General features: G+C 65.0%; 25 protein-coding genes. 15 read left to right on the top strand and 10 right to left on the bottom strand.

All coding sequences use genetic code 11. The features are described from left to right. The first annotated feature begins 1 nt into the window (after nt 1). The 7 genes from ACFFP0_RS21300 (at nt 2) to ACFFP0_RS21270 (ending at nt 5216) form a co-directional block, all read left to right on the top strand. Entirely contained in the window at nt 2-1600 is a 1599-nt protein-coding gene (locus ACFFP0_RS21300) for a Na+/H+ antiporter subunit D (protein ID WP_377264201.1), read from the top strand. Continuing rightward, a complete protein-coding gene (locus tag ACFFP0_RS21295; RefSeq protein WP_377264200.1) occupies nt 1597-2070 on the top strand; it encodes a Na+/H+ antiporter subunit E in 474 nt (157 codons plus the stop codon). Before ACFFP0_RS21300 ends, ACFFP0_RS21295 begins: the two co-directional genes overlap by 4 nt. Continuing rightward, nucleotides 2067-2471 carry a cation:proton antiporter gene (locus tag ACFFP0_RS21290; protein WP_377264199.1) on the top strand — a complete coding sequence of 135 codons (405 nt, stop codon included), beginning with the start codon at nt 2067-2069 and terminating at the stop codon, nt 2469-2471. The genes ACFFP0_RS21295 and ACFFP0_RS21290 overlap by 4 nt, the downstream gene beginning before the upstream one ends. Beyond that, nucleotides 2468-2806, top strand: coding sequence for a monovalent cation/H(+) antiporter subunit G (gene mnhG / locus ACFFP0_RS21285; RefSeq protein WP_377264198.1), 339 nt, complete (start codon nt 2468-2470; stop codon nt 2804-2806). Before ACFFP0_RS21290 ends, mnhG begins: the two co-directional genes overlap by 4 nt. Before the next feature lie 434 nt (nt 2807-3240). Beyond that, nucleotides 3241-3675 (top strand): Ros/MucR family transcriptional regulator, encoded by a 435-nt coding sequence (locus tag ACFFP0_RS21280; protein ID WP_377264197.1) that lies wholly within the window; start codon nt 3241-3243, stop codon nt 3673-3675. Between the two features lie 310 nt (nt 3676-3985). Further along, a complete protein-coding gene (locus tag ACFFP0_RS21275) occupies nt 3986-4408 on the top strand; it encodes a helix-turn-helix domain-containing protein (protein ID WP_377264196.1) in 423 nt (140 codons plus the stop codon). Further along, complete coding sequence (locus ACFFP0_RS21270; RefSeq protein ID WP_377264195.1) at nt 4401-5216, top strand: DUF6456 domain-containing protein; 816 nt, start codon at nt 4401-4403, stop codon at nt 5214-5216. Before ACFFP0_RS21275 ends, ACFFP0_RS21270 begins: the two co-directional genes overlap by 8 nt. 321 nt (nt 5217-5537) lie before the next feature. Here ACFFP0_RS21270 and ACFFP0_RS21265 read toward each other — a convergent pair whose 3' ends face one another. Both ACFFP0_RS21265 and ACFFP0_RS21260 read right to left on the bottom strand, forming a co-directional pair. Continuing rightward, on the bottom strand, nt 5538-5957 hold the full coding sequence (locus tag ACFFP0_RS21265) for a SufE family protein (protein ID WP_377264194.1): 420 nt from the start codon (nt 5955-5957) through the stop codon (nt 5538-5540). Between the two features lie 254 nt (nt 5958-6211). After that, nucleotides 6212-6655 carry a DUF5330 domain-containing protein gene (locus tag ACFFP0_RS21260; RefSeq protein WP_377264352.1) on the bottom strand — a complete coding sequence of 148 codons (444 nt, stop codon included), beginning with the start codon at nt 6653-6655 and terminating at the stop codon, nt 6212-6214. Nucleotides 6656-7183: 528 nt separating this feature from the next. On the opposite strand from ACFFP0_RS21260, the gene ACFFP0_RS21255 reads away from it, so the two are divergent. From ACFFP0_RS21255 to ACFFP0_RS21245, 3 genes are all read left to right on the top strand, one after another. Next, nucleotides 7184-8782, top strand: coding sequence for a sensor histidine kinase (locus ACFFP0_RS21255; protein ID WP_377264193.1), 1599 nt, complete (start codon nt 7184-7186; stop codon nt 8780-8782). After that, nucleotides 8754-9668: a peptidoglycan-binding domain-containing protein gene (locus ACFFP0_RS21250; RefSeq protein WP_377264192.1), complete on the top strand. Its 915-nt coding sequence runs from the start codon at nt 8754-8756 to the stop codon at nt 9666-9668. The genes ACFFP0_RS21255 and ACFFP0_RS21250 overlap by 29 nt, the downstream gene beginning before the upstream one ends. 100 nt (nt 9669-9768) lie before the next feature. Beyond that, a complete protein-coding gene (locus ACFFP0_RS21245; protein WP_377264191.1) occupies nt 9769-10113 on the top strand; it encodes a DUF1491 family protein in 345 nt (114 codons plus the stop codon). Between the two features lie 3 nt (nt 10114-10116). On the opposite strand, the gene ACFFP0_RS21240 is transcribed toward ACFFP0_RS21245, so the two are convergent. Then, nucleotides 10117-11208: a DUF2336 domain-containing protein gene (locus tag ACFFP0_RS21240; RefSeq protein WP_377264190.1), complete on the bottom strand. Its 1092-nt coding sequence runs from the start codon at nt 11206-11208 to the stop codon at nt 10117-10119. Nucleotides 11209-11939: 731 nt separating this feature from the next. On the opposite strand from ACFFP0_RS21240, the gene ACFFP0_RS21235 reads away from it, so the two are divergent. After that, the gene (locus ACFFP0_RS21235) at nt 11940-12116 is read left to right on the top strand and encodes a hypothetical protein (protein ID WP_377264189.1); all 177 of its coding nucleotides are present in this window, start codon (nt 11940-11942) and stop codon (nt 12114-12116) included. A 26-nt stretch (nt 12117-12142) separates the two neighbouring features. On the opposite strand, the gene ACFFP0_RS21230 is transcribed toward ACFFP0_RS21235, so the two are convergent. From ACFFP0_RS21230 to ACFFP0_RS21210, 5 genes are all read right to left on the bottom strand, one after another. After that, complete coding sequence (locus ACFFP0_RS21230) at nt 12143-12733, bottom strand: DUF1254 domain-containing protein (protein ID WP_377264188.1); 591 nt, start codon at nt 12731-12733, stop codon at nt 12143-12145. Then, nucleotides 12726-13313 (bottom strand): DUF1214 domain-containing protein, encoded by a 588-nt coding sequence (locus tag ACFFP0_RS21225; RefSeq protein WP_377264187.1) that lies wholly within the window; start codon nt 13311-13313, stop codon nt 12726-12728. Before ACFFP0_RS21225 ends, ACFFP0_RS21230 begins: the two co-directional genes overlap by 8 nt. Before the next feature lie 38 nt (nt 13314-13351). Beyond that, nucleotides 13352-14083, bottom strand: coding sequence for a type II toxin-antitoxin system YhaV family toxin (locus ACFFP0_RS21220; protein WP_377264186.1), 732 nt, complete (start codon nt 14081-14083; stop codon nt 13352-13354). Between the two features lie 3 nt (nt 14084-14086). Further along, a complete protein-coding gene (locus tag ACFFP0_RS21215) occupies nt 14087-14419 on the bottom strand; it encodes a type II toxin-antitoxin system PrlF family antitoxin (protein WP_377264185.1) in 333 nt (110 codons plus the stop codon). Nucleotides 14420-14580: 161 nt separating this feature from the next. Next, the gene (locus tag ACFFP0_RS21210; RefSeq protein ID WP_377264184.1) at nt 14581-16824 is read right to left on the bottom strand and encodes a transglycosylase domain-containing protein; all 2244 of its coding nucleotides are present in this window, start codon (nt 16822-16824) and stop codon (nt 14581-14583) included. 186 nt (nt 16825-17010) lie between these two features. On the opposite strand from ACFFP0_RS21210, the gene ACFFP0_RS21205 reads away from it, so the two are divergent. Together ACFFP0_RS21205 and ACFFP0_RS21200 are read left to right on the top strand one after the other, a co-directional pair. Continuing rightward, the gene (locus tag ACFFP0_RS21205; RefSeq protein WP_377264183.1) at nt 17011-17472 is read left to right on the top strand and encodes a YcgN family cysteine cluster protein; all 462 of its coding nucleotides are present in this window, start codon (nt 17011-17013) and stop codon (nt 17470-17472) included. 189 nt (nt 17473-17661) lie between these two features. After that, a complete protein-coding gene (locus ACFFP0_RS21200) occupies nt 17662-18756 on the top strand; it encodes a helix-turn-helix transcriptional regulator (RefSeq protein ID WP_377264182.1) in 1095 nt (364 codons plus the stop codon). 29 nt (nt 18757-18785) lie between these two features. On the opposite strand, the gene ACFFP0_RS21195 is transcribed toward ACFFP0_RS21200, so the two are convergent. Together ACFFP0_RS21195 and ACFFP0_RS21190 are read right to left on the bottom strand one after the other, a co-directional pair. Next, the gene (locus ACFFP0_RS21195; protein WP_377264181.1) at nt 18786-19601 is read right to left on the bottom strand and encodes a hypothetical protein; all 816 of its coding nucleotides are present in this window, start codon (nt 19599-19601) and stop codon (nt 18786-18788) included. Between the two features lie 2 nt (nt 19602-19603). Continuing rightward, complete coding sequence (locus tag ACFFP0_RS21190; protein WP_377264180.1) at nt 19604-19939, bottom strand: hypothetical protein; 336 nt, start codon at nt 19937-19939, stop codon at nt 19604-19606. Between the two features lie 124 nt (nt 19940-20063). Here ACFFP0_RS21190 and ACFFP0_RS21185 point away from each other — a divergent pair, with 124 nt between their 5' ends. Together ACFFP0_RS21185 and cueR are read left to right on the top strand one after the other, a co-directional pair. Further along, a complete protein-coding gene (locus tag ACFFP0_RS21185; RefSeq protein WP_377264179.1) occupies nt 20064-22511 on the top strand; it encodes a heavy metal translocating P-type ATPase in 2448 nt (815 codons plus the stop codon). Next, nucleotides 22508-22933, top strand: a complete 426-nt coding sequence (cueR, locus tag ACFFP0_RS21180) for a Cu(I)-responsive transcriptional regulator (protein WP_377264178.1) — start codon at nt 22508-22510, stop codon at nt 22931-22933. The genes ACFFP0_RS21185 and cueR overlap by 4 nt, the downstream gene beginning before the upstream one ends. The last annotated feature ends 8 nt before the right edge of the window (nt 22934-22941 follow it).

Genomic DNA, 22941 nt, shown 5'->3' with positions numbered 1-22941 from the left:
GATGGCTTCTCCTCCGACGGATCTTTCCGCCGCGCTCGTCCTCGCCCCGCCGCCCCTGGCCGAATGGCTCGTCGTGCTGCCGGTCGCCTGGATGATCGGCCTCGGCGCGCTTCTGATGATGGTGCGCAAATCCGTCCGCCTGCATGGGGCGATCGCGATCGCGGGCCTCGTCCTGCTCGTCCTCCTCGACGCCGCGCTCCTCTGGCGCGTCTGGAGCCACGGGCCGGTGACCATGGTGATGGGGCGCTGGCTGCCGCCCTTCGGCATCGCCTTCACGGCCGATCTCTTCGGCGCCGCCATGGCGCTGGCCTCGGCGGCGGCCGCGCTCGCCGCCGGTATCTTCGCGCTCGGCGACATCGACGCCAATGGCCGCCGCTACGGCTTCTTCCCCTTCCTGATGCTGCTGATGGCGGGGGTGACGGGTTCCTTCCTCACCGGCGACATCTTCAACCTCTATGTCTGGTTCGAAGTGCTGCTGATCTCGTCCTTCGGCCTGCTGATCCTGGGCTCGGAGCCGGAACAGATCGACGGGGCGCTGAAATATGCGATCCTCAACCTGATCGGCACCACCCTGTTCCTGATCGCGGTCGGATATCTCTACGCGATCTTCGGCACGCTCAACATGGCCGATATCGCCCGCAAGGCCGGGACCCTGCGCGAGACGGCGCCGCTTGCGACGCTGACGGCGCTGTTCATCCTGGCCTTCTCCATGAAGGCGGCGGCGTTCCCGGTGAACTTCTGGCTGCCGGCCTCCTACCACACGCCGCGCATCACCGTGTCGGCTCTCTTCGGCGGACTGCTCACCAAGGTCGGCGTCTATGCGCTGATCCGCGTCACCGTCATGCTGTTTCCCGTCGAGCGGGAGGAACTGAGCCTGGTGATCGCCGTCCTGGCCGTCTTGACCATGCTGATGGGCGCGCTCGGCGCCCTTGCCCAGAGCGACACGCGCAGGCTGGTCGGCTACGTGGTGATCGCCGGCATCGGCAACATGCTGGCCGGCGTGGCGATCGGCACGCCGGCGGCGGTCAGCGGCGCGATCCTCTATGCGCTGCACTCCGTCGCGACGATGACCGCGCTCTATCTGGTCGCCGGCGAGGCGGCGCGGCTGACCGGCGCCTGGTCGCTCTCGGGGCTCGGCGGGCTTTACCGGCAGGCGCCGTGGTTCTCGGCCGCGTCGCTTGCGCTTTTCCTGGCCGCCGCCGGGCTTCCGCCGCTCTCCGGCCTGTGGCCGAAGGTGGCGCTCCTGAAGGCTTCGCTCGACATCGGCGCGTGGTGGCTGGCCGCCGCCATCCTCGTTTCCGCCTTCGTCGTCACGCTTGCGCTCGCACGCGTCTTCCTGTTTGCCTATTGGCGGCCGCTGCCCGCACCCGTCGAAGGACAGCTTGCCGGAGAGGCGCCGTCCGGGCCGGGGGCGGCGGCCGGCAACTGGCGGACCGCCCTGCCGCTCGGGTTCCTGACGGCGCTCGTCGTTCTCTTCGGCCTCCTGCCGGAACCCCTGCTCGACCTGACGCAGAGGGCGGCGGACGCGCTTGCCGATCCGTCGGGCTACACAGGTTCGGTCTTTTCCCGGCCGACGACAGAGCGGGGTGCCGCACCGTGATCACCTACATCCTGTCGCTGGTCTTCGCCATCATCTGGGCCGCCATCACCGGCAGCGCGACGCTGCACAACCTGATCTTCGGCTTCGCGCTTTCGACGCTTTCGCTGTGGATCGTCCGCGACCAGACGAGCGGGCGCGGCTATTGGCGGAGGCTTGGCCGCATCCTGTCGCTCGCTCTCCTGTTCTTCAAGGAGCTGGGGCTTTCGGCCTGGAAGGTGGCGGTGCTCGTCGTCAGCCCGCGCATGGACCTGAAGCCCGGCATCTTCGCCTTTCCGCTCACCGTCGACCGGGATTTTGAAATCACGCTTCTGGCCAATCTCATCACGCTGACCCCGGGCACGCTCTCGGTCGACGTCTCCGAGGACCGCAGGACCCTCTTCGTCCATGCGATCGACTGCTCCGACATCGAGGCGACCAGGCGGGATATCGCGAACGGCTTCGAGAGGAAGATCATGGAGGCGTTCCGATGACGGTGGCCGAAACGATCCTCTCCTGGGCCCTCTGGTTCGCGTTCCTGGTGCTCGGCCTGTCCTTCCTGCTGACGGTCTGGCGGGTGATCAAGGGGCCGACGCTCGCCGACCGCGTGGTGGCGCTCGACATGCTGGTCGGCATCGTCATCGGCTTCATCGCGCTGATCGCCATCCGCACCGGCTTCACGCTTTACATCGACATCGCGATTTCGCTGGGGCTCGTCGGTTTCCTGGCGACCGTCGCCTTCGCCCGCTTCATCCTCGCGCGCGGCCGGGAAGGGGCGCCCCCCGAAGGCGCGGGCCGGATGCTGATGGCCGCGCCGGCGGCGCACAGGCGCAAGCCCGGAGAAAAGCGCAGGAGCGGGGCGGGACCCGCCGTGCGGCGAAAGGCACGGAAATGACTGATTCGCTGGTCGCCATCCTCACCGCTTTCCTGATCCTTTCCGGTGCCGGTTTCGCGCTCGTGGCGGCGGTCGGGCTCAATCGCCTGCCGGACGTCTATACGCGCATGCACGCGGCCTCCAAGGCCGGTACGGTCGGTTCCGGGCTCATGCTGCTGGCGGTCGCGCTGCATGCCGGCGATCTTTCGACATTCGCGCGGGCGCTTGCGGGCTTCTTTTTCTTCGTCCTGACGGCGCCGGTTTCCGCGCATCTGCTTGCCATGGCGGCGCACAAGGTCGGTTATCCGCTGTCATCGCAATCCGTTCGCGACGAAATGAATGATGATGCAAAATGAATATAAGCTGTCGGAAACGAGTTATAACCCTGTCATATTTGATGAAATTCTCGTCTATCCGTCAGTAAAGCCGATTTAGGGCTTCTATAGCCTTCAGAAAGGCCGGTAACTGTTAAATTTCGCACTTGGACATTTGGCGAAGCGGTGATACTCCATTAAAAGTAGAGTTCAGATGTTGTTCTAGATTAGGCGTTCCTGCGTCTTTTCCACCAATCCGGGAGATTTTTCGTATTGAAGAATCGCCGGACGTGGGTAACGGGGCGGGTTCTATCGAAAGCAATATCCGGCGAGAACCGTTTTTCTTCCGCATGAAGCTTAGGGGTAGGCTTCTGTCTTCGGACGGTGCGGGCACAAGGTTCTCCTCGACGGACTCTGCGAACGGGTAGGCTCGCGGAGGTCGCGGACCTGCCGGTCACTCAAACAGGAGACAGGAAATGACAGAAATCGCATTGGGCAAGGGCCAGGATCTGCTGGTCGAACTGACCGCGGACATCGTGGCTGCCTATGTGAGCAATCACGTGGTTCCCGTCGGCGATCTTTCGAACCTGATCGCGGACGTTCATTCGGCGCTGAGCAATACTTCCTCGCCGGTCCCGGTCGCGACGGCCGTCGAAAAGCCGAAGCCGCCGGTTCCGATCAAGAAGTCGATCGAAGACGATTACTTGATTTGCCTGGAGGACGGTCAGAAGTTCAAGTCGCTGAAGCGGCATCTGATGACCCACTACAACATGACGCCGGAAGAATATCGCGAGAAATGGGGCCTGCCGGCCGATTATCCGATGGTGGCGCCGGCTTATGCCGAAGCACGCTCCAGGCTCGCCAAGGAAATGGGCCTCGGCCAGCGCCGCAAGCGCGGCAAGGCGGCCTGAGCAAGGGTAGATCCCTGCGGCCATGGAGTGAATTGAATCCCGCGCAGCGAGGACCGATTGCAACAGCGACGGGCGGGTGGGATTTTGCATGGGAAAAATTCAAACGCGGACAAGGACCGGGCCTCGCGCCCGGTCTTTCCGTTTGATGGGTCGGGAAGGGGGATGAGGTGAGGAAAAAAATCCCATTATCTTTCCGCCGCTTGTCAAAAATATCAATAATTTCAGCGTGTGGTTGCGCCCGGTCGGTTTCTTGCATCCCCGTTCATGCTCTAGGGTGTATGAATTAATTCCTATTCATAGAGGAGTTGTCATGCCTTTGGAGAAACGTTTCGAGCCCCTCGCTGCGCGGCCCGGCCACCTGATCGCCGCCGCGGCCATGGCTCGCCCGCCGCAGCTTCCCGCCAGCCTGCCGCTGAGGACCGCCTGCCGGATCGTCCGCCAGATGGTCGCCGAGATGGTGCTGCTTTTCGGCGACCGCGTGATGCTGCGCCGCGACCGGCGGCGGATCGCGTGTCATGTGCGCCAGATCGCCATGTATGTCTGCCATGTGGCGCTGAGGATATCGATGAGCGATATCGGCGACGCCTTCGGTCGGGACCGCACGACGGTCAGCCACGCCTGCCATGTGGTCGAGGACCGCCGCGACGATCCGGCCTTCGACGAATTCGTCGGCGCGGTGGAACGCATCGTCACCGCCGTCTTCGGCCTGTCGGAGGTGGCTGCCCATGAGTGAGGCTGGGGGCAAGGCGAATTCCGATCCGGCGCTGCGGAGGCAGCTTGTGAAGCTGGTCCGCCAGCTTGCCCGCGGCGAATGCCGCGTGGAGGCGGTGGAGGGAAGCGGGCTGCGGCTGACGGGGGCCGAGGAGCGGTTTTATCCGGAAGCCATCGTTGCCGAGGCCCGGTCGCTCGGGCTGGCGCGTCTTGCCGGCGGCCGGCTTGCGGCGAGCGCAGAGGCAACCGCCTTCCTGCGCCGGGCGCTGGTGGCGGGCGAGGAGGCGTTCGTGGAGCAGCACGGCGGGATCGTCAGGACGGCGGCCGAGGTCGACGGCGTCCGCCAGCCGGTGCGGCGCGATCTCCTGGAATCGCCGCTCGGCGCGGTCGCGCGGCTGAAGGATCGCGACGGCAAGGCCTTTCTGCCGGCCGAAGCGCTGGAGGCCGGCGAACGGCTGCTGGCGGATTTCACCCGCGGGCAATTGCAGCCCCGCGTCACCGCGTCCTGGGAGCCGCGCCTTGCAAGCCGCGCGAAGGGGCAAGCCGGCGGCCAGGCCGAGATCGCCGACAGCGCCATGGCGGCCAGGCTGCGGTTCTCCAGGGCCATGGATGCCATGGGGCCGGAGCTTTCCGGCGTCGCGATGGATGTCTGCTGCTTCTCCAAGGGGCTCGAAACGGTCGAGCGGGAGCGCCGGTGGCCGGTGCGTTCGGCCAAGCTCATGCTGCGCACGGCGCTTCTGGCGCTTGCCCGGCATTACGCGCCGCCGCTGCCGGAGAACCGCCGGAAAACCCATCACTGGGGCACGGAGGACTACCGGCCGGCCCTGTGAGTGCCTGCCGCCGTCCCGGGATTCCCTCCGAAGGAGGCAAGGCAATCGCATAGGAGCAGGATATGCCGAGGCTCTTGTGGAATGGTAAGGGGGAAGCTTGCTCCCCTTCTCTCCCAGCGGGGGTCCGAAGGACGGGATGAAGGGGGCGAAGCCGGATAAGCTGGCGATGAGTTTGCCGCGTGTACACCTCCTCATCGCCTCGTGTCGCTCGGCACTTCTCCCCGCTGGGGAGAAGAGGGGGCAAACCGCACCTGCGCGGTTCCTCATATGCGATCGCGCTGCCGCTCGCGGGGAGGGGCATGCCGGCCGGGAGGGGTGTTGCTACGCGGCCGTCTTCACCCGCGCCTCTTCCCTGATCCTCTTCACCATCGAGCGCAGGCCGTTGGCGCGCTGCGAGGAAAGGTGCTCGACGAGGCCGATGCGGTCGAAGATCTCGATCGCATCCGTCGCGGCGATCTCCGAGGCGCGTTTCCCCGAATAGACGGCAAGCACGATGGCGACGAGGCCGCGCACGATATGGGCGTCCGAATCGCCCTCGAAGGTCATGACCGGATCGGCGCCGCCGTCGACATGGCTGACGAGCCAGACCTGGCTTGCGCAGCCCTGCACCTTGTTTTCCGGCACCTTGTCGTCGTCGGCAAGGTCGGGCAATTGCTTGCCGAGCTCGATCACATAACGATAGCGGTCCTCCCACTCGTCGAGGAAGGCGAAATCGTCGATGATCTGTTCGAGACTGGCCATGGGCGCTCCGGTTCGTCTGCGCTCCATATAGGCATTGCCGGGCGGGATGAAAGAAAAAAATCGCCGTGAGGAGTTCATTCCTCACGGCGTCAGCAGAATGCTGAATGACAGGGCAGGCAGGTCCGGCGCCGGGAACCGAGGCACTCAGGCCCGGCGCAAGCTTTGAAATCTGGTGGAACGCGTTTCCCCTTGAGGAATTGCGTAAAAATAAAGAGGTAGAGCATTTCAGGTGGTTCCGTTTTCACCGGAATGCTCTAGTGCGCAGGGCGCTTCTGCGGAACCGGCACGGTGCCGGTGGAGATCGTGTCGGCGGATTTCGCCGGGAAGGGCGTCGGGTCGGGGTCGGCGAGCACGGCGGTTTCGGGTTCCGCCTTCGCCTTGGCCCCGCCGGGGTGCCCGCCATTGCCGAACTGCCCGCCATTGCCGAACTGCTTGTCGAGCAGCTCGAAGGCGACGCGGGCGCCTTCCTTGGCCCTTACGCCGAGCACCGAAAAGGTCTCCGCACCCTTTTCGCAGACATCCGGCTTCTCGGCGCAGATCGCGCTCACATACCGGTAGGCTTCGGTCGCGGCGGTAAAGGCGTCGCCGACCTGGAGCGCCGAAGCGCCTTCAGTCTCGGTCACGGGCCGGCTGCTGAAGTAGGAAAGCACCACCAGCACGGCTGCGAACCAGAATGTTCCCTTGATGAGAAACCACATCGTCCTGTCCACCTGTCTTTTCCGCCGGTTCCATGGCAATTTCGGGGGCGATTCCGGGAAAGGCGTGAAGCGATTTTCCGTGTGGAACTGCGTCTGGAACCTTGCGAGCGCCGGGTCTGTGCCGGTCTTGAACATGGTTGTACCGCACGGAAGCAAACATCGCTTTGACGGAGCCGTTCGGTTTTTCGGCAAATTTATCTAAAATGCGAAATATCTGCATTTGAGCGGCCTTCGCTTCGAGCTTGCATCGAAGTTTAGCGAATGATGTTAAGCATAATTGCGGCAGCCGCCCGCAAACCCCCGGCTTTTGCGCGTCCGCCCTTGCCACAAAAGTTAACGCTCCGGGAAAATCGAGCCAAATCCGCCGCTTACGCCGCGTTAACCACAAGCGGAGAAGGTCGTCCGACATGTCCCAAAGCTGGACTTCCGGGCCTTTCGAAGGGGGTTTGGGCACCCATCTTTTATACTTTCCTTAAGCCGCGGGGGCCTATTGTCCCCGCAGTCAAGTGAGTCTCATCAGGGTTTGGTGTGCGCGTATTGAGTAACATTGCCGGAAAGGCGGTCCTGCTGGTCGACCGGACCGCAAGCCGCTGGCTCACTCGCCTCGGTGAAGGCGAGGTGGCTCGGGCTGCCGAAATCGCGCTGTTCCGCAGGCTGGCCTTTGCATGCCTCGCCGCGCTCGTCGTCGTGCCTGCCGCATTCTCGCTCGTTCTCACTCCCGCCCTGGCGCTGCCGGTCGGCGCCGCGCTGGTCCTCTCCTTCTTCCTGCTGGCGGTGGCCGCCTTTTTCGCCTTCCAGCGCCGGGTGGCGCTGCCGGCTCCCGGTCCGCAGCCGGAAGACGTCGCTTTCGACGCCTGCCCGGGTCTGTCGCTCGTCCTCGATCCGCAGGGCCTGGTGCTGAAGGCGGGCGGCCGCGACCGCCATGCTTTCCCCGCGAGCCTGCGCGAGGCTTCCGGCCAGCCGCTGGCCGAGGTCGTGCATGTGTCGGACCGGATCGGCTTCGCCCAGGCCTTCGACGTCCTGCGCCAGGGGGCGGCGGACGCGATGGTCGATATCCGCATCGAGCGGCCGTTCAGCGCCGCCGGACGCCAGTTCCTGCCCGTCCGGCTGGACATGACGGCCATTCGCGACGGCGAGGAGGAGCTCGTTTCCGTCTTCGCGCAGGCGCGCGATCTTTCCGAGGAGGAAGAGCTGCGCCTGGAGGCTGCCGCCCATGTGGCAGAGGCGCGCTCCGCCCACGAGGCGAAGTCGCGGTTCCTCGCCGCCGTCAGCCACGAGCTGCGCACGCCGCTCAACGCCATTCTCGGGTTTTCGGATGTGCTCGCCGGCGAATATTTCGGCAGGCTGGAGAACGACCGGCAGCGCGAATATGTCGGGCTGATCCGCCAGTCCGGCGCGCATCTGCTGTCTGTCGTCAACACCATGCTCGACATGTCGAAGATCGAAGCCGGCCGCTACGAGCTTCTGGCCGAGCCCTTCATGATCGCCGAGGCCATGGAAGCCTGCCGCGCCATGCTCGACCTGTCGGCCCGCGAAAAGGGCGTCACGCTGACGAGCCGCGCCTCGCGGGGTCTGGGCGAGGTGATCGCCGATCGCCGCGCCGTGCAGCAGATCCTCATCAACCTCGCCGGCAACGCCATCAAGTTCACCGGACCGGGCGGCGTCGTCTCGATCGACGCCATGCTTTCGGGCGACGACGTGGTGATCTCGGTGAGTGATACCGGCATCGGCATCGCCGCCGACAAGCTGGAATTCATCGGCCAGCCCTTCATGCAGGTTGAAAATGCCTATACCCGCGCTTACGAAGGGACCGGTCTCGGCCTCTCGCTGGTCAAGGGCCTGGTGGCGCTGCATGGCGGCCGCTTTGCGATCTCCAGCCGCCCGGGCGAGGGGACCGTGGTGACGATATCCCTGCCGGCCGATGGTTCGGGCGTCCAGGGCATGCGGGATGAAACCCGGGAGGAGAAAGTCGAATTCCCGCCGAGGCTGACTGCAGCCCGGCAGGCGCCCCAGGAAACAATCCGGAAGAAGACGGCCCAGAACGCGTCTCAGAACGCGGCCCGGAATATGCCCATGATGGACGAACAGGATTTTGTCGATGACCGCGCGGAAGCGAAAATCGCCTGACAGGAAAAAGCCCGTCAGGCAGCCGGGCCTTCTATCGAACCTTGCTTCGTCGGCAGGGCGGGCCATCGTGCGCCATCCGAGGCCCGTTTTCGGCATTGCCGCCTTCGGCGTGATCTTCAGCTTCGTCGCCGCCAATGCGCTCTGGTATCAGCCGGGCGGCCATCCCGCCCCTTTCCTCGCCACCCGCGACGCGAGCGATCCGAACGCCATCGCCGGCTATCGGCCGATGCGCCGCGCCGCGCCCGAGGACGTGACGACCTTCCGCATCGAGCGTGCCGATCCGGACGCGTCCCGGCCTGCCCCCGCCGCCGGTCCTGCGCCGGCTTCGGCCCCGGTTTCCGCTCCCGCGGCCGCCGTGCCCGCCGCTTCCCCGACGCCGCGCCCCCAGGCTGCGGAACAGGCCGCGCCGCAGCCCGCCGCACCCGCAGCGCAGAAGCCGGCCCCGACCGAGACCGCAAGGGCGCCCGCCGCAAGGCCCGCGCCGCAACCGATGCCGTCGTCTCCGCCGAAGGTCGTCCCCGTGAGCCGTCCGGCCGAAAGCGTCGCGGCCCGTGGCGAGGACCCCGTGGCGGCGGCGATCCGCGCCTCGGAGCGCGGTCCGGCCATGCGTCCGCCGGCCGACATACCCAACACGGGCTCGACCCCGCGCAGGCCCGTCGCGCCCGTTGCCCAGAGACCGGTCTCCTCTTCGCCCTCGACGGATCTCGTGCTGCAGATCCAGCGCGGCCTGTCGAATATCGCCTATGCGGATGTCACGGTGGACGGCGTCGCCGGCGAACAGACCAAGGCGGCCATCCGCCGGTTCGAGAAGCACTACCGGCTGCCGGAGACCGGCGAGCCCAACGATATGGTGCTGAAGAAGCTGAAATCCATCGGAGCGCTCTAAGCCCGCTCCCCTCTAAGCCTAGCCCTTGCCGGCATCCGGTTCTGCCGGAATGACGTGCCGGCCCGTTTGCCCTTCGCGCCGAAGCGCCGTAAGACGGGGCATGCGCCTCAAGTCAGATATCTTCGTTTCCGCTCTCGTCCGCCGCGTCTTCGGGCTCGGCGCTTTCGCCGCCGTCGAGAAGAAGGGCGCGGAGGAGGCCGGCGCCATCTTCATCCGCCAGCGGTTCCGCGACGGGCTGGAGACGCTCTACGCGCCGGCTCCGCAGAATTTCTTCGGCGAGGATGACGGCGGCCGCAAGTTCGAGGTGAGGGCGCAGAAGGCCGAGCCGGAAACGGTTCGCGAGATGCTGTCGCGCGAACTCCGCTTCGATCCGGATCTCTGGCTGGTGGAGCTGGAGACCGACGATGTCGCCGATCTTTTCGAGGTGGTGAAGGCGGGGGAATAGGGCTCAGCGCGCCCGGTACAGACCGTGGAGCGGCCTGCGGGCGCTCGCCGTCGTGCGGATCAGCCGCGGCTCGGCCTCGTAGTCACCGGCGTCGCGGTCGTTCGAGGCGACCGGCTGCTGCTGCGGCTCCGCATAGGTGTACCGGTCGGCGCGGCGCCAGGCTTCGACGCGCCTGCCGCATTCGTCCTCGTCGAGCGCTTCCCAGAGGACCTGCGCGCGGCTCACGCCGCCTTGCCCGGCGCTCAGGTGGTCGTAGAGCCGCTTCAGGATGAAGACGGCGTCCTCCTCCTCCATGGCGAGGCCTCTGAGCGTGGTGGCGAGCTGCTGGCCGGAAATATCCAGCATGATGCGTTCGGAAAGCCAGAAACTGGCCGAAAGCGCATCGGCGAGCACGGTGGCGAACAGGCCCATCTCGCGGTCGCGCGCAAACCGGACGAGGAGCGCTTCCTGGAGCGGGGAGAGATTGCGCAGGCCGAGCCGGTCGCCGGCCGGCCGGTCGATATGCCCGGCAAGCGCCTTGATGCGCTGGCGCAGCAGTTCCTCGCGGTCGAGCCGCCCGATGTCGTCGGCCAGATCCGGCGCGGCCTCATCGGGCCGGGTGTCATCGGGCAGGGGGGCGTTGAGCGCGGTTTCGCCCGGCACGGCCGCTTCCGCATCCTCCTCCGCGCCGCGACGGGTCGTGCGGTCGAAGCGCAGCCCGACAAGCGCGTCGATGACGGTCGGCGACAGCGCTTCGCGGCGCACGATGGCGCGGGCATGCGGCTCACCCTGCGTGCGGGCGATCGTGATCAGCGCATCGTCGGAAAGGCAGGTGGAGGAAATCAGGAAGGGCGCCGCCACGGTGATCGGCTGGCTGGCGATGAAGAAGGCGACCGCCGGCGGCACGGTCCTGCACTGCGACAGCGCGGCGACCGCCTCGCGGCGTGCCTCTTCGGACGAGGCGGAGAAGAGCGGGGCGAAGAGCTCGGCGAATTGTCGAAGCTCCGACCGCGAGGGGTACGGAAGACTTTCGAAACTCGTCACGGTGGCCATCAACACCACATCCTTCTTACGCATGGCCGGGGGCCTCTCAAGGTCGCGAAACTCGTTCGTCACGGGCAAACTCACGTCAACGCAATACAATCCGGAGGTGCCGCGATGCATTCAGGATTGCCGTAAGACCCACCCGATGCCGTCGTCGTACCTTGCCTGAGGTCACAAACTGAAACTTTCCCCGCAGGCGCCGCATCGCTCACGAAGCTGTGAGAACATCCGCCGGACGAGACGCCTTGGTTTAACCAGATGCTAACGCTCTGAGGGTTAACAGTCGGTGAAAACGGATCGTTTCGATACGTCCGTGACTTGTTGGGGTATCCGTCGTTTCGTCATGGGAAACACCGCGCCCGGCATCGGCCGGCCTGCGGTTGAACCAAACGGCCGCTTCTGCGTTTTTGCGACGGACAACAGACATGCATCGGTAGCAACTGCTATTTTAGCATTAACTGACTATTAAGGCTGGTCTGGCTGAATTTGGGGAGTAACCGGCGCGTATTGCCGGGTTTTCAAGTTCGGGATGGCCCCGCGTTTGAGGTCCGGCTTGCCCGGCCTTGGGGCCATCCCCCGAAGCGCATCGCATAGGGATCGCGACCGCGCTTCGAGCGGCAGGTTCAGGCGGAACCGGCCGTCAGTGCCGTAATGTCGCGGCGCCTCTTTGTCGACGCGGCGTCGCGATGAGAAAGGCGCGAATGTCCGAAGCCTGGCTTTCGGGAAGCGCCAGCCCCATCAAGAGGGCAGGGTGAAATCGGTCCGTCTTCATCCGTCTCGAATTCCTTGAAACGGAGACGAGCATGGCAGAGATCGTAGTGCTGAACAGATGGCGCAGTGAAAACGCACGCCGGCCGCAGATCAGGATCGGCGAGGCGGAGGACGCCGGCCAGCTTCTGCTGTTCACCGGCGTGCGTTACGAACGCTTCGACGATCTGGGCGACCGCAAGGCCGAAAACCACGCGGTCCGCGCCGACTGAGGCGTGCTTCCCGCGCGATGGCCTTTTCAGAACCGGCTTCTGGAACGCCATTCGAAGGGCGCGCAGGCCGCCTGGCTGAGGAATTGCGACGCGATATCCGCAAAGCTCCGCTGCGGGGCGAGACTTCTCAGGACCACATAGCCTTCCGCCTTGCCGGTTTCCACCAGGATCGACTGCGCGATCGGCGGGGGCAGCGACTTGCGCAGCGTGGTGATCTGCACGGGCGTGGCGACGACCACGTCCAGTCCGCCACCGGCCGATGTGCGGTCGTTGATGCTGAAGACTTCGTTGGACGACTGATCGTAGATGGCGAGCGACCAGAAGGGCACGTCCGCACCGGGCGCCGTCAGCCGCAGCGGTCCTTCGGCGACGTCGAAGGCGCAGACCGCCACCTCCACGAAGGGATCGTCCTTGGCGAGACCGGCCCGGTCCCGCTGCTCCCCCAGCCGATAGAAGCGATGGATCTCGCCTTCCGCAAGGACGCGCGTATAGGCGTCCCGTTCGCTGAAATCCGGCAGCAGGAGGATGATGACGAGATGCAGCAGCGCCGCGCCGATAAGGCCCGTGACCACGGCGAAAAGAACCTGCAGGGCAAATCCGGGCCTCGTTCTAGGCATTGCCGCACCCGATCCGCACGATGCGCGGCATGGTGAGGTCGATGAGCCCCGAACTGCCGGCGGTCGGCGTGTCGAGCAGGGTCAGCGTCAGGCGGAACGTCCCGCCGGCGGGCACGGCAAGCCAGTTGCCGGGCTCGGCGGTCGCGGAGATGGCTATATCGAAATTGCCTTCCCCGTCGCGCAGGACGGTGCGCGAATTCACCGCCATCGGCAGGTCGGAACGGGCCGGTGGCGGCGCGGCGCCCGGGGACGTCGCAAACAGCGTCCAGAAGCGCGCCGGCGGCGTATGTCCGGTGAGACGATAGGAGCAGTTTCCCGAAAGCCGCGCGCCGCTTTCGTCCGCCGCGGCGGTGAAGACGAGGCCTTCGGCGCTCGCATAGAGAAGCTTGCCGGCGTTTGCCCGGTGCGATTTCGCGTAAGGGTCGGCCGCGGCCGTCTGGACTTCCGGAAACGCCTCCCAGGACCCGAGCTTGATGGCGCCGAACCCGACGGTCGCATTCAGCGCCGCGAGGGTGGACCAGATCCCGCCGCCGAAGGCGATGACAAGCGCGATCGCGATGAGGAAGGGAACACGGAACACGGGTTTGCTTTGGCCCTCGGGATAGCTGGGCCAGAGGGTTAGCACTGATTCCCCCCGGAAGGAATGCGATGTTTGATTAAAAAGCGAAACGTCCCTGCGATGATGTCGGGGCAGCGGCGCCGACAGTGCGGCCTTGTCTCTCCCCTTGTGGGAGAGAAAGCGATCATCGAAGTTGATCGAGCCCGGCATGGGGAGAACGAGGCGGGCTTGATCTGCGATGCGTTTTCAGGTCGCAGGGCGCGCATCCTGTGCGTCTGGAGCGATGCTCTAATCCCGTTTTTCACCTTGGACGTATAGGCTTTGTTCAGGCGTTTTTCGGCCTTGTCGTCGGATGCCGCTTTCAATAGCTTTTCCCAGTCGTCCGGCGGATTGCCGTTGTTCAACATTTCCTTGAACACGGCATAGGCATCTGTCTTTGAACCATAGGTTCTCAGGGTGTTCTCGTCATTGACCCAGGCGAAGATTATCACCTTTGCCCGACTGCTATAGCGAAAGAAGAGACGGAAACGCGCGGCCCCAAATTTCGCCCGGAACCAATGCCGCCGTTCGGAGCCGAGCGTCTTGCCTTGGAGATACGACGTGGACGTCGGCTCCTGAGGAACTTTGTCGAACATGAGGGCAAGGAGTGCGGCCAGCAACTTGGCGTTCGCGGTCTCTTGGTAGCCCTCAGGGTTTTTCCGTGCCAGCTCGTCAACCGATGCGGTCAGTTTCTCCAACTGGTCGAGCAAAAGCGGATGAGCACGTATGGTCCAGCCATTGATGACAGGCATCGGTCAAATATTCACATCACCTACGATCGGATCGTCCAGGTCGACATGCATCCCTCTGGTCAATTCCACCATCCGTTCAATCAAAGCGTTGGGAAACTCCTGGACGTGCTCAGGATGCTTTTTCATATCTTCTGCAAGGAATGCAAGAAAACCGCCGATCACGGGGTCGTCATCGTCGTCCTCGATTTCCCTCTCGAGGGAGACATGCCTGTTTTCATCGACATAGAAGGCAACTCGCCCGCCATATTCGAGACCGAGCGCATCCCTTACGGGCTTCGGAATGGTTACCTGGCCTTTTTCGGTAATCGTGCCGACCTTCTTCAGTAGAGCGGGCATCTGAATCTCCCTTGTTGAGTTGAAATGTAAGGAAAATCGCTTACTTTGTCAAAGGTCAGATGAAGCAATCTGCGGGAGGAACTCGTGGTGATGTTGTTTTGTCCGGCGGCAACCGCCAATTGATCCATACGTTGGCAAGAGGCGGCGCAGGCTGCCCGGCCCTACCGCCGCAGCTCCATGTGGACGGTGGTGATGGCGGTGGCAGGCGGCCCGGCGGCGGAGGCTTCGCCCGTCTGGCGCGCATCGGCGACCTTTGCCGCCGGCGCAAGGGGGCTCGCATCCTTCAGCTTGGCGGCGATCTGTTTCAGGAGGCGGGTGGTCTCGGCCGAAAGCGAGCGCGGGCGGATGAGCGCCGGCAGGCCGGGCTCGTCGCCCTCCTTCTTCTTCGCCACCTCGGTTCCCTTGTGGTTGCCGGTCGGCAGCGGGTTCTCGATCCCGGGGATGGGCTTCAGCTCGATGCCCTGATGGGCATAGTCCATCAATGTCTTGAACGTCATGGCCGGCAGCGATCCGCCGGTCATGTTGTTCATCGAGGTGAAGTCGTCGTTCCCGAACCAGACGGCGGTCGTGTAATTGCCGGTGAAGCCGATGAACCAGGCGTCGCGATAGCTCTGCGAGGTGCCGGTCTTGCCGCCGGTCACGATGCCGCCGTCGAGTGCCGCCCGGCGGGCTGTGCCGATCACCGGGATCTGGGTCAGGATGCGGTTCATCGAGGACATGGCCTTTTCGGACAGGACCCGGGTGGCCGGCAGTTCGTCGCGGCTGAAATCGTAGAGCACGTCGCCGCCATAACCCACCACCTGCTCGATGCCGTGGCGGCGCGATTGCATGCCGCCCGCCGGCATCACCGCATAGGCCGTCGCCTGGTCGAGCACCGTGACTTCTGACGTGCCGAGCGGAATGGTCTTGTCGTTCCTGAGCGGCGTCTCGATGCCCATCGCCCTGGCGGTCTTAACGATCACGTCGGTGCCGAGATAATCCTTGGCGAGCCGGACCGGCACGGTGTTGAGCGACTGCGCCATGGCGGTCAGCAGCGTCACCTTGCCCTTGTAGGAGCGGCCGTAGTTCTGCGGCGACCAGCCGCGCCAGGTGATCGGCGCGTCGGACACGACCGATTCCGGCGTGAAGCCGTTTTCCATGGCGGCGGAATAGGTATAGAGCTTGAAGGATGAGCCCGGCTGGCGCAGCGCCTTCGTGGCGCGGTTGAACTGGCTCTCGCCATAGTCGCGGCCGCCGACCATGGCGCGCACGGCTCCGCCGTTCTCGATCATCACCAGCGCGCCCTGCTTGACCTTGTAGCTATCGCCGTATTCGCGCAGGTTGGATTCCATGGCCGCTTCGGCGGCCTGCTGCAGGCCGGCGTCGATCGTGGTGCGCACGACGACGGAATGTTCGTGGAACTTGCCGGCCGCGGCAAGCCGCTGCACCTCGTCGAAAGCCCAGTCGAGGAAATAGTCCGGCGCCTTGGCGTCCGCCCGGTCGATCACGCTTGCCGGGTTGCGCCGGGCGGCGATCACCTGGCCTTCGCTCATCAGCCCGCTCTGCACGAGGTTGGACAGGACCTCGTTGGCGCGGCCGCGGGCGGCGGGCAGGTTGACGTGAGGGGCATATTTCGCCGGCGCCTTGAAAAGGCCCGCGAGCATCGCGGATTCGGCCAGATTCACCTCGGTGATGTTCTTGCCGAAATAGAATTGCGACGCCGCCGCCGCGCCGAACGTGCCGGCGCCCATATAGGCGCGGTCGAGATAGAGCGACAGGATTTCCTTCTTCGAAAGGTTCGCCTCCAGCCACAGCGCCAGGAAGGCTTCCTTGATCTTGCGTTCGATCGATCGCTCGTTGGTGAGGAAGAGGTTCTTGGCGAGCTGCTGGGTCAGCGTCGAGCCGCCCTGCACGACGCCGCCCGCCTTGGCGTTCTCGGTCATGGCGCGGGCGAGCCCGATGAAATCGATGCCGAAATGGTCGAAGAAACGGCGGTCCTCGGTCGCCAGCACGGCCTTGATCAGGTGGTCCGGCAACTCGTCGATCGGAACGGAATCCTCGTGGATGATGCCGCGATGGCCGATGATGTTGCCGTAGCGGTCGAGGAAGGTGACGGCGAAATCGCCGCGGTTCCTCCAGTCCTCCTTGGTCTCCTCGAAGGCGGGCAGCGCGAGCGCCAGAAGCGCCACGAAACCGGCCGTGCCGAGCGTCATCGCCTCGCCGGCAAGCTCGAAGCCGAGCCGCTTCAGGCCGCGGACGCGGAAACGGCGGGAGAAGATGGTGATCTCCTCCCATATCTCTCCCAGCTTGAAGCCGAGGTTCCAGACGGTGGAATCGATCCAGGAGTCGATGCGCAGCAGGAGGTGGCGTTTCCTGCGCGGCCGCCCGGAAGGCAGTTCTTCGGGTGACTTTGGCTCGTCCTGCAACTTGGAAATCCCTGCCCTTTTTGATGAGATGTGCTTGACGCCGTCCCGCCGAGGGATCAAAGGCATGAGTTTCTCACCGTTATTCAGCAATAGCTGACAAATGGTTTATGCGCGATAGCCGAATCGCAACAGGTAAAGGGCGGCTTCGGACATTTGTTCCATGTTGCCGCAAAAGTGATCCGAGGAATGACTGACGAACCTTTCTGGAAGACGAAGCGGCTCGAAGAGCTCACCCAGGACGAATGGGAAAGCCTCTGCGACGGCTGCGGGCTCTGTTGTCTCAACAAGCTGGAGGACTGGGATACCGGCGAGGTGGTCTTCACGTCGGTGGCCTGCCGGCTGCTCGACGGGGAAAGCTGTCGCTGCACGGATTACGAGAACCGTCAGGCGACGGTGCCGGACTGCATCCAGCTGACGCCGGAGACGGTGAACGAGATCGCCTGGCTGCCGCCCACCTGCGGCTACCGGCTGGTGCGTGACGGCGAGGATCTCTACTGGTGGCACCCGCTCGTGTCCGGCGATCCGGAGACCGTGCATCTCGCCGGCATCTCCGCCCGCGGCCGCACGGTCAGCGAGACGGACGTGGACGTTGAGGACTTCGAGGACTACCTGGTGGACTGGCCGCTGACGGTCGGAGCCAAGGCTTAGCATTTCAGAACTGAAATGCCGCTTTTCTTGGAAAACATTTGCCTGCTTGCCGGTTTTTTCTTGGCAGGCTGGGAAAACGAGTTCTTACTTACGTAAGATTGCGAATATACCGTCATCCATGCGGGGTATAGACCTGAGCGGGATATTCCACATTCGTTCGATGGCAGTCCGATGAAAGCAGAGAGTACATTGGCGGACCGCCTCTACGAGGCAGCACTCGTTCCGGAGCTTTGGACGGAGGCCTGCGAGAAGCTGGCGGCGGAAGTCCGGTCGAGCACGGCGTCCATCTTCACCGTCGATGCCCTCGGCAACCACCGCTACGTGACGACGCCCAACCTGGCCGAGACCTTTGCCCGGTTCTCCGTGAGCGACCTCAGGTTCAGCAACGCCCGTCCGGTGCGCGCGATGGAGAACTCCCCCTTCTCGTTCGTGCGCGTCACGGACATCTTCACCGCCGAGGAATGCGCGGGCGACCCGATCCAGCGCGAATTCATCGAGCCCGCCGGCATGCGGTGGGAGGCGGGCTGGGTCTTCCAGGAGCCGACCGGGCACACGGTGGTCATAACCCTGATGCGCGCCAGCGGGCTCGACAATTTCTCCGACGAGCAACTGGCGCACCTGAACCTCCTGAAGCCGGACATCGCCCGGGCCGCCTACATGTCGTCGCGGCTCGCCTTCAGCGAGGCGCGTTCCATGACCGAGACGCTCTCCATGCTCGGCCTGCCGGCGGCCGTGATCGGCGACGGCGGCCAGGCGATCGCCATGAATCCGGAAATGGAGACGCTCTCCCCCCGCATCCGCACGGGCGCCGGCGACCGCCTCATCCTCGAAGGGCCGGGCGCCAATGCGCTCCTCGACGATGCGATCCGCCGGTACCGGGCGCAGGCCGTGCCGACCGTGCAGTCGCTGCCGATGATGCCCCACAATGGTGCGCCGGCGCTGATCCTGCATCTCCTGCCGATCCGCCGCGCCGCGCGCGACATCTTCTCCCGCTCCATGGCGGTGCTGGCCGTGACCGAGGTGGGCAAGGTCGGCCCGCCGGACATGCGGGTCCTCTGCGGCCTGTTCGACCTCACGCCGGCGGAGGCCCGCGTGGCGCGCGGCATCGCGATGGCGCAGACCCCGGAAACGGTCGCGGCCTCGCTCGGCGTCTCCCTCGAAACCGTCCGCTCGCACCTGAAGCGGATCATGGGCAAGACCGGCACCACCCGGCAGGCGGAACTGGTGCTGCTGCTTTCAGGCCTGTCCGCCCCCGGTTTCACCACCGGCACGGACAGCGACTAGCCCCGCCGCCGGGGCCTGCCTTTTGATCCCTAGACGTGCCCGCCCCAGTCGGCTGGCTTCTCGGGGAAGGCAGGCACGATTTCCGGCTCCGATGTGGCGCGCCGGAGCTGGAAGGCCTGATCGGCATTTCCGGATATTTCCACGGGAAAACCTTCGGAATCGGCAGCGAGCAGTCCGACGATGTCTGGTGGTGCGGACCGGACGTAGGTTTCGGCGCGATCGAGGGCGTATTCCAGCTTCTGGCGGATCGCCGCGGCATCATATTCCTCGGGAAGCCCTTTCACGGATTGATATTCTTCGGACGCCATCGACAGGCCCCGGTGGCGAATCTCGTCGATGATCCTCACGGGGGAGTAGTGCGGGGGCTTACCGGCAGCCGCCATCATGAGCGGCCCCAGGGGACAATATCGTTCTGCGATCATGACGAGATCGACATAGTCCCTTGCCTTGCGGCGGGTCGATGCCGCCAGCACCTTGTTGATCGCGAGGTCCGACTGATGAAGCCTTGCCCCCCATTCGTCATCACGGATCAACGGGAAGAACCGGTATCGGGATTCACTCATCCATTGAATGAGGGTGCTTTCGCCATCGCGGGATACGGATGCTTCCACGCAGCCATAGATGAGGACGTCGACGGACACGATGAAGCCGTTGGTGCGCAGTGCCTTCATGTCCCGTTCCGCAACGGGGCCGATCTCCTCGTCCGTATCGTGAAAGATATCGATATCGTCCGAAAGACGCGGCCAGTCGCGATTGAGGACGAGGCCGCCGGCCAGATAGCTGGTCTCGGACCGGTTCTTCGCGATCGAGGCCATGATGGCTCTTTGCAGCGCAGTGAGAGCCATGACTAGTTCTCCAATTCTGCGAGCATGCGTCTGCCGATCGCAAAGGCCCGGGCATCCCCGCGTTCCATCAGGGCATTGGCGATGACGCGGGACTTGTCCTTGAGATCGGGCAGGCGGTCGAGGTCGATATTGTCGAGAACCCGCAGCCTGTAAAGATCGAGCGCTTGATCGACCGACCGCTGCAGCCGCTCTTTCCTCTGCCGGTGCTCATCCCGCATCGCTGCGGCCTGCGAAAGGATATCGGCCCGTCTGTCCACGGGCACGAGGACTTCCACCCGCACGAGATCGGCGGCTCCTCCGGTTTCGCGATAGCGTTTGATCCGGTCCCGAACAGTCATGGCCAGCTCCTTCCGGCATCGAAGATAGGCGTATCCGGGATACGATACAAGAGTATTTGATTTCACCCCTTGACCTTCCCATGATGGGAAGCCCCACATAGGGCGGGAAACAGAGAGTCCGCCCATGAACCAGACCGTGAAACCGATCCACAAAGCCGAACCCCTCACCATTCCGGTCGAAGGGATGACCTGCGCCTCCTGCGTGCGCCGCGTCGAGAACGCCGCCGCCAGGGTGCCCGGCATCGATAAGAGCGCCGTCAATTTCGCCACGAAGAAGCTGACGGTGGAATCCGCAGAGGGTTTTTCGCCCGACGACCTCGAAAAGGCGATCCGGAAAGTGGGTTACGAGGTTCCGCCCGGCGCGATGGAGCATGCGCTGCGCGAGGCGGGCATGCTGCCGGCGGCATCCGCCGGCCATGCCGGGCACCAGCATCACCACGATCATACCGGCCATGAAGGCCACGCCGGCATGGATCACGCCCGGATGGATCATGCCCGGATGGATCATGCCGCCATGGCGTACGATCGTGCGGCCCATGCCGGCGGGCACGACCACATGCATATGCACCAGGGCGAGGAGGGGGCGCTGAAGCGCGACCTCGCCATCGCCCTCGTGCTGACCCTGCCGCTCTTCGTGCTGGAAATGGGCGGGCATGTCTACGATCCGTTCCACCACTGGCTGATGGGCGTCATCGAGACGCAGAACCTCCATTATCTCTATTTCGTCCTGGCGACGGCGGTGATCTTCTGGCCGGGCTTCCGGTTCCTCCGGCTCGGCCTGCCGGCGCTCCTGCGCGGGGCGCCGGAAATGAACTCGCTGGTCGCGGTCGGCGTGCTGGCGGCCTACGGCTATTCGCTGGTGACGACGTTCGCGCCCGGCCTGCTGCCGGAAAGCGCCCGCTTCGTCTATTACGAGGCCGCCACGGTGATCGTCACGCTCATCCTGTTCGGCAGGTTGCTCGAGGCGAGGGCGACGGGCCGCACCGGCGAGGCGATCAAGAAGCTCGCCGGCCTGCAGGCCAAGACCGCCCGCGTCGAGCGGGATGGAAAGACGGTCGACATCCCCGCGGGCGAAGTCGTGGCCGGCGACGTCGTGGTGATCCGGCCGGGCGAACGCGTGCCCGTCGACGGCACGGTGATCGACGGTTCCTCGAATGTCGACGAATCGATGATCTCCGGCGAGCCCCTGCCGGTGGAGAAGGCCGCCGGCGCGACGGTCATCGGCGGCACGATCAACAAGACCGGCTCGTTCCGCTTCCGCGCCGACAAGGTCGGCCGCGACACGATGCTCGCCCAGATCATCCGCATGGTCGAGCAGGCCCAGGGCTCGAAGCTGCCGATCCAGACGCTGGTCGACCGGGTGACGGCCTGGTTCGTGCCGGTGGTGATCGCCATCGCGCTCCTCACCTTCCTGGTCTGGTTCTTCTACGGCCCGAGCCCGGCGCTCGCCCATGCGCTGGTCAATGCGGTGGCGGTGCTGATCATCGCCTGCCCCTGCGCCATGGGGCTTGCCGTTCCCACCTCGATCGTCGTCGGCGGCGGCCGGGCGGCGGAGCTCGGCGTGCTCTTCCGCAAGGGCGAGGCATTGCAGGAATTGCGCAATGTCGGGCTCGTCGTGGTCGACAAGACCGGCACGGTGACCAAGGGCCGGCCGGAACTGACCGATCTCGTCACGGCGGAAGGTTTTGCGGCTGACGAGGTCTTGCGGCTTGTCGCAAGCGTCGAGGCGCAGTCCGAACACCCGATCGCCGAGGCCATCGTCAAGGCGGCCGAGGCGAAGGGCCTCGTCGTGCCGAAGGCGGAGACGTTCCGGTCGGTCACCGGCTACGGCATCGAGGCCGTGGTGGATGGCCGCAAGGTCGCGGTCGGCGCCGACCGGTTCATGCAGAAGCTGGGGCTTTCGGTGGAAGCGTTCGCCGAAGCCGCCGCGAGGCTTGGCGACGAGGCGAAGACCCCGCTCTACGCGGCGGTAGACGGCCGGGTCGCGGCCGCGATCGCGGTCGCCGATCCCCTGAAGCCCGCGAGCCGGGATGCGATCCGGGCGCTGCAGGCGATGGGCGTCGAGGTCGTTATGGTGACCGGCGACAACCGCCGCACGGCGGAGGCCATCGCCCGCCAGGTGGGCATCGGGAAGGTCGTCGCCGAGGTCCTGCCGGAGGGCAAGGTGAAGGCGATCCACGAGCTTCGGTCCGGCGGCCGGAAACTCGCCTTCGTGGGCGACGGCATCAACGATGCGCCGGCGCTTGCCGAGGCCGATATCGGCATTGCCATCGGCACCGGCACGGATGTGGCGATCGAAAGCGCCGACGTGGTTCTGGTCGGCGGCGAGCTTTCCGGCGCCGTCTCCGCCATCGCCATGAGCCGCGCGACGATGACCAATATCAGGCAGAACCTCTTCTGGGCTTTCGGTTACAACGTGGCGCTGATCCCCGTCGCGGCGGGCGCGCTCTACCCCGCCTTCGGCTGGCTGCTGTCGCCGATGATCGCGGCCGGCGCCATGGCGCTGTCGAGCGTCTTCGTGCTCGGCAACGCGCTGAGGCTCAAGGCGGTGAAGATTGGAGAATCGCGATGAATATCGGCGAGGCTTCGAACGCCTCCGGCGTTTCCGCCAAGATGATCCGCTATTACGAGGAGATCGGGCTGATCCGCCCCGTGGGCCGCACCGGCAACAATTACCGGGTCTACGGCGACGAGGAAGTGCATGTGCTGCGCTTCATCAAGCGGGCGCGTTCGCTCGGCTTCTCGCTGGAGGAGACCGAGACGCTGCTGAAGCTCTGGCAGGACAAGAGCCGGACGAGCGCCGCGGTGAAGGAGGTGGCGACCTCCCATATCGCCGATCTGGAAAGGCGCATCGCCGAGATGCAGGGCATGGTGAAGACCTTGACGCATCTTGCCGACTGCTGCGGCGGCGACCACCGGCCGAACTGCCCGATCCTCGACGACCTTGCGGGAGAAGCGCCCGCGCCGTCGGGCAAGGCAAGGCATCACGCTTGACCTTCCAA

It is taken from the genome of Neorhizobium puerariae (genome assembly GCF_042429745.1).
Classification (GTDB): Bacteria; Pseudomonadota; Alphaproteobacteria; order Rhizobiales; family Rhizobiaceae; genus Neorhizobium; species Neorhizobium puerariae.
Note: the sequence above shows the minus strand (reverse complement) of the source record. Positions and strands in the feature narration are given on the sequence as shown.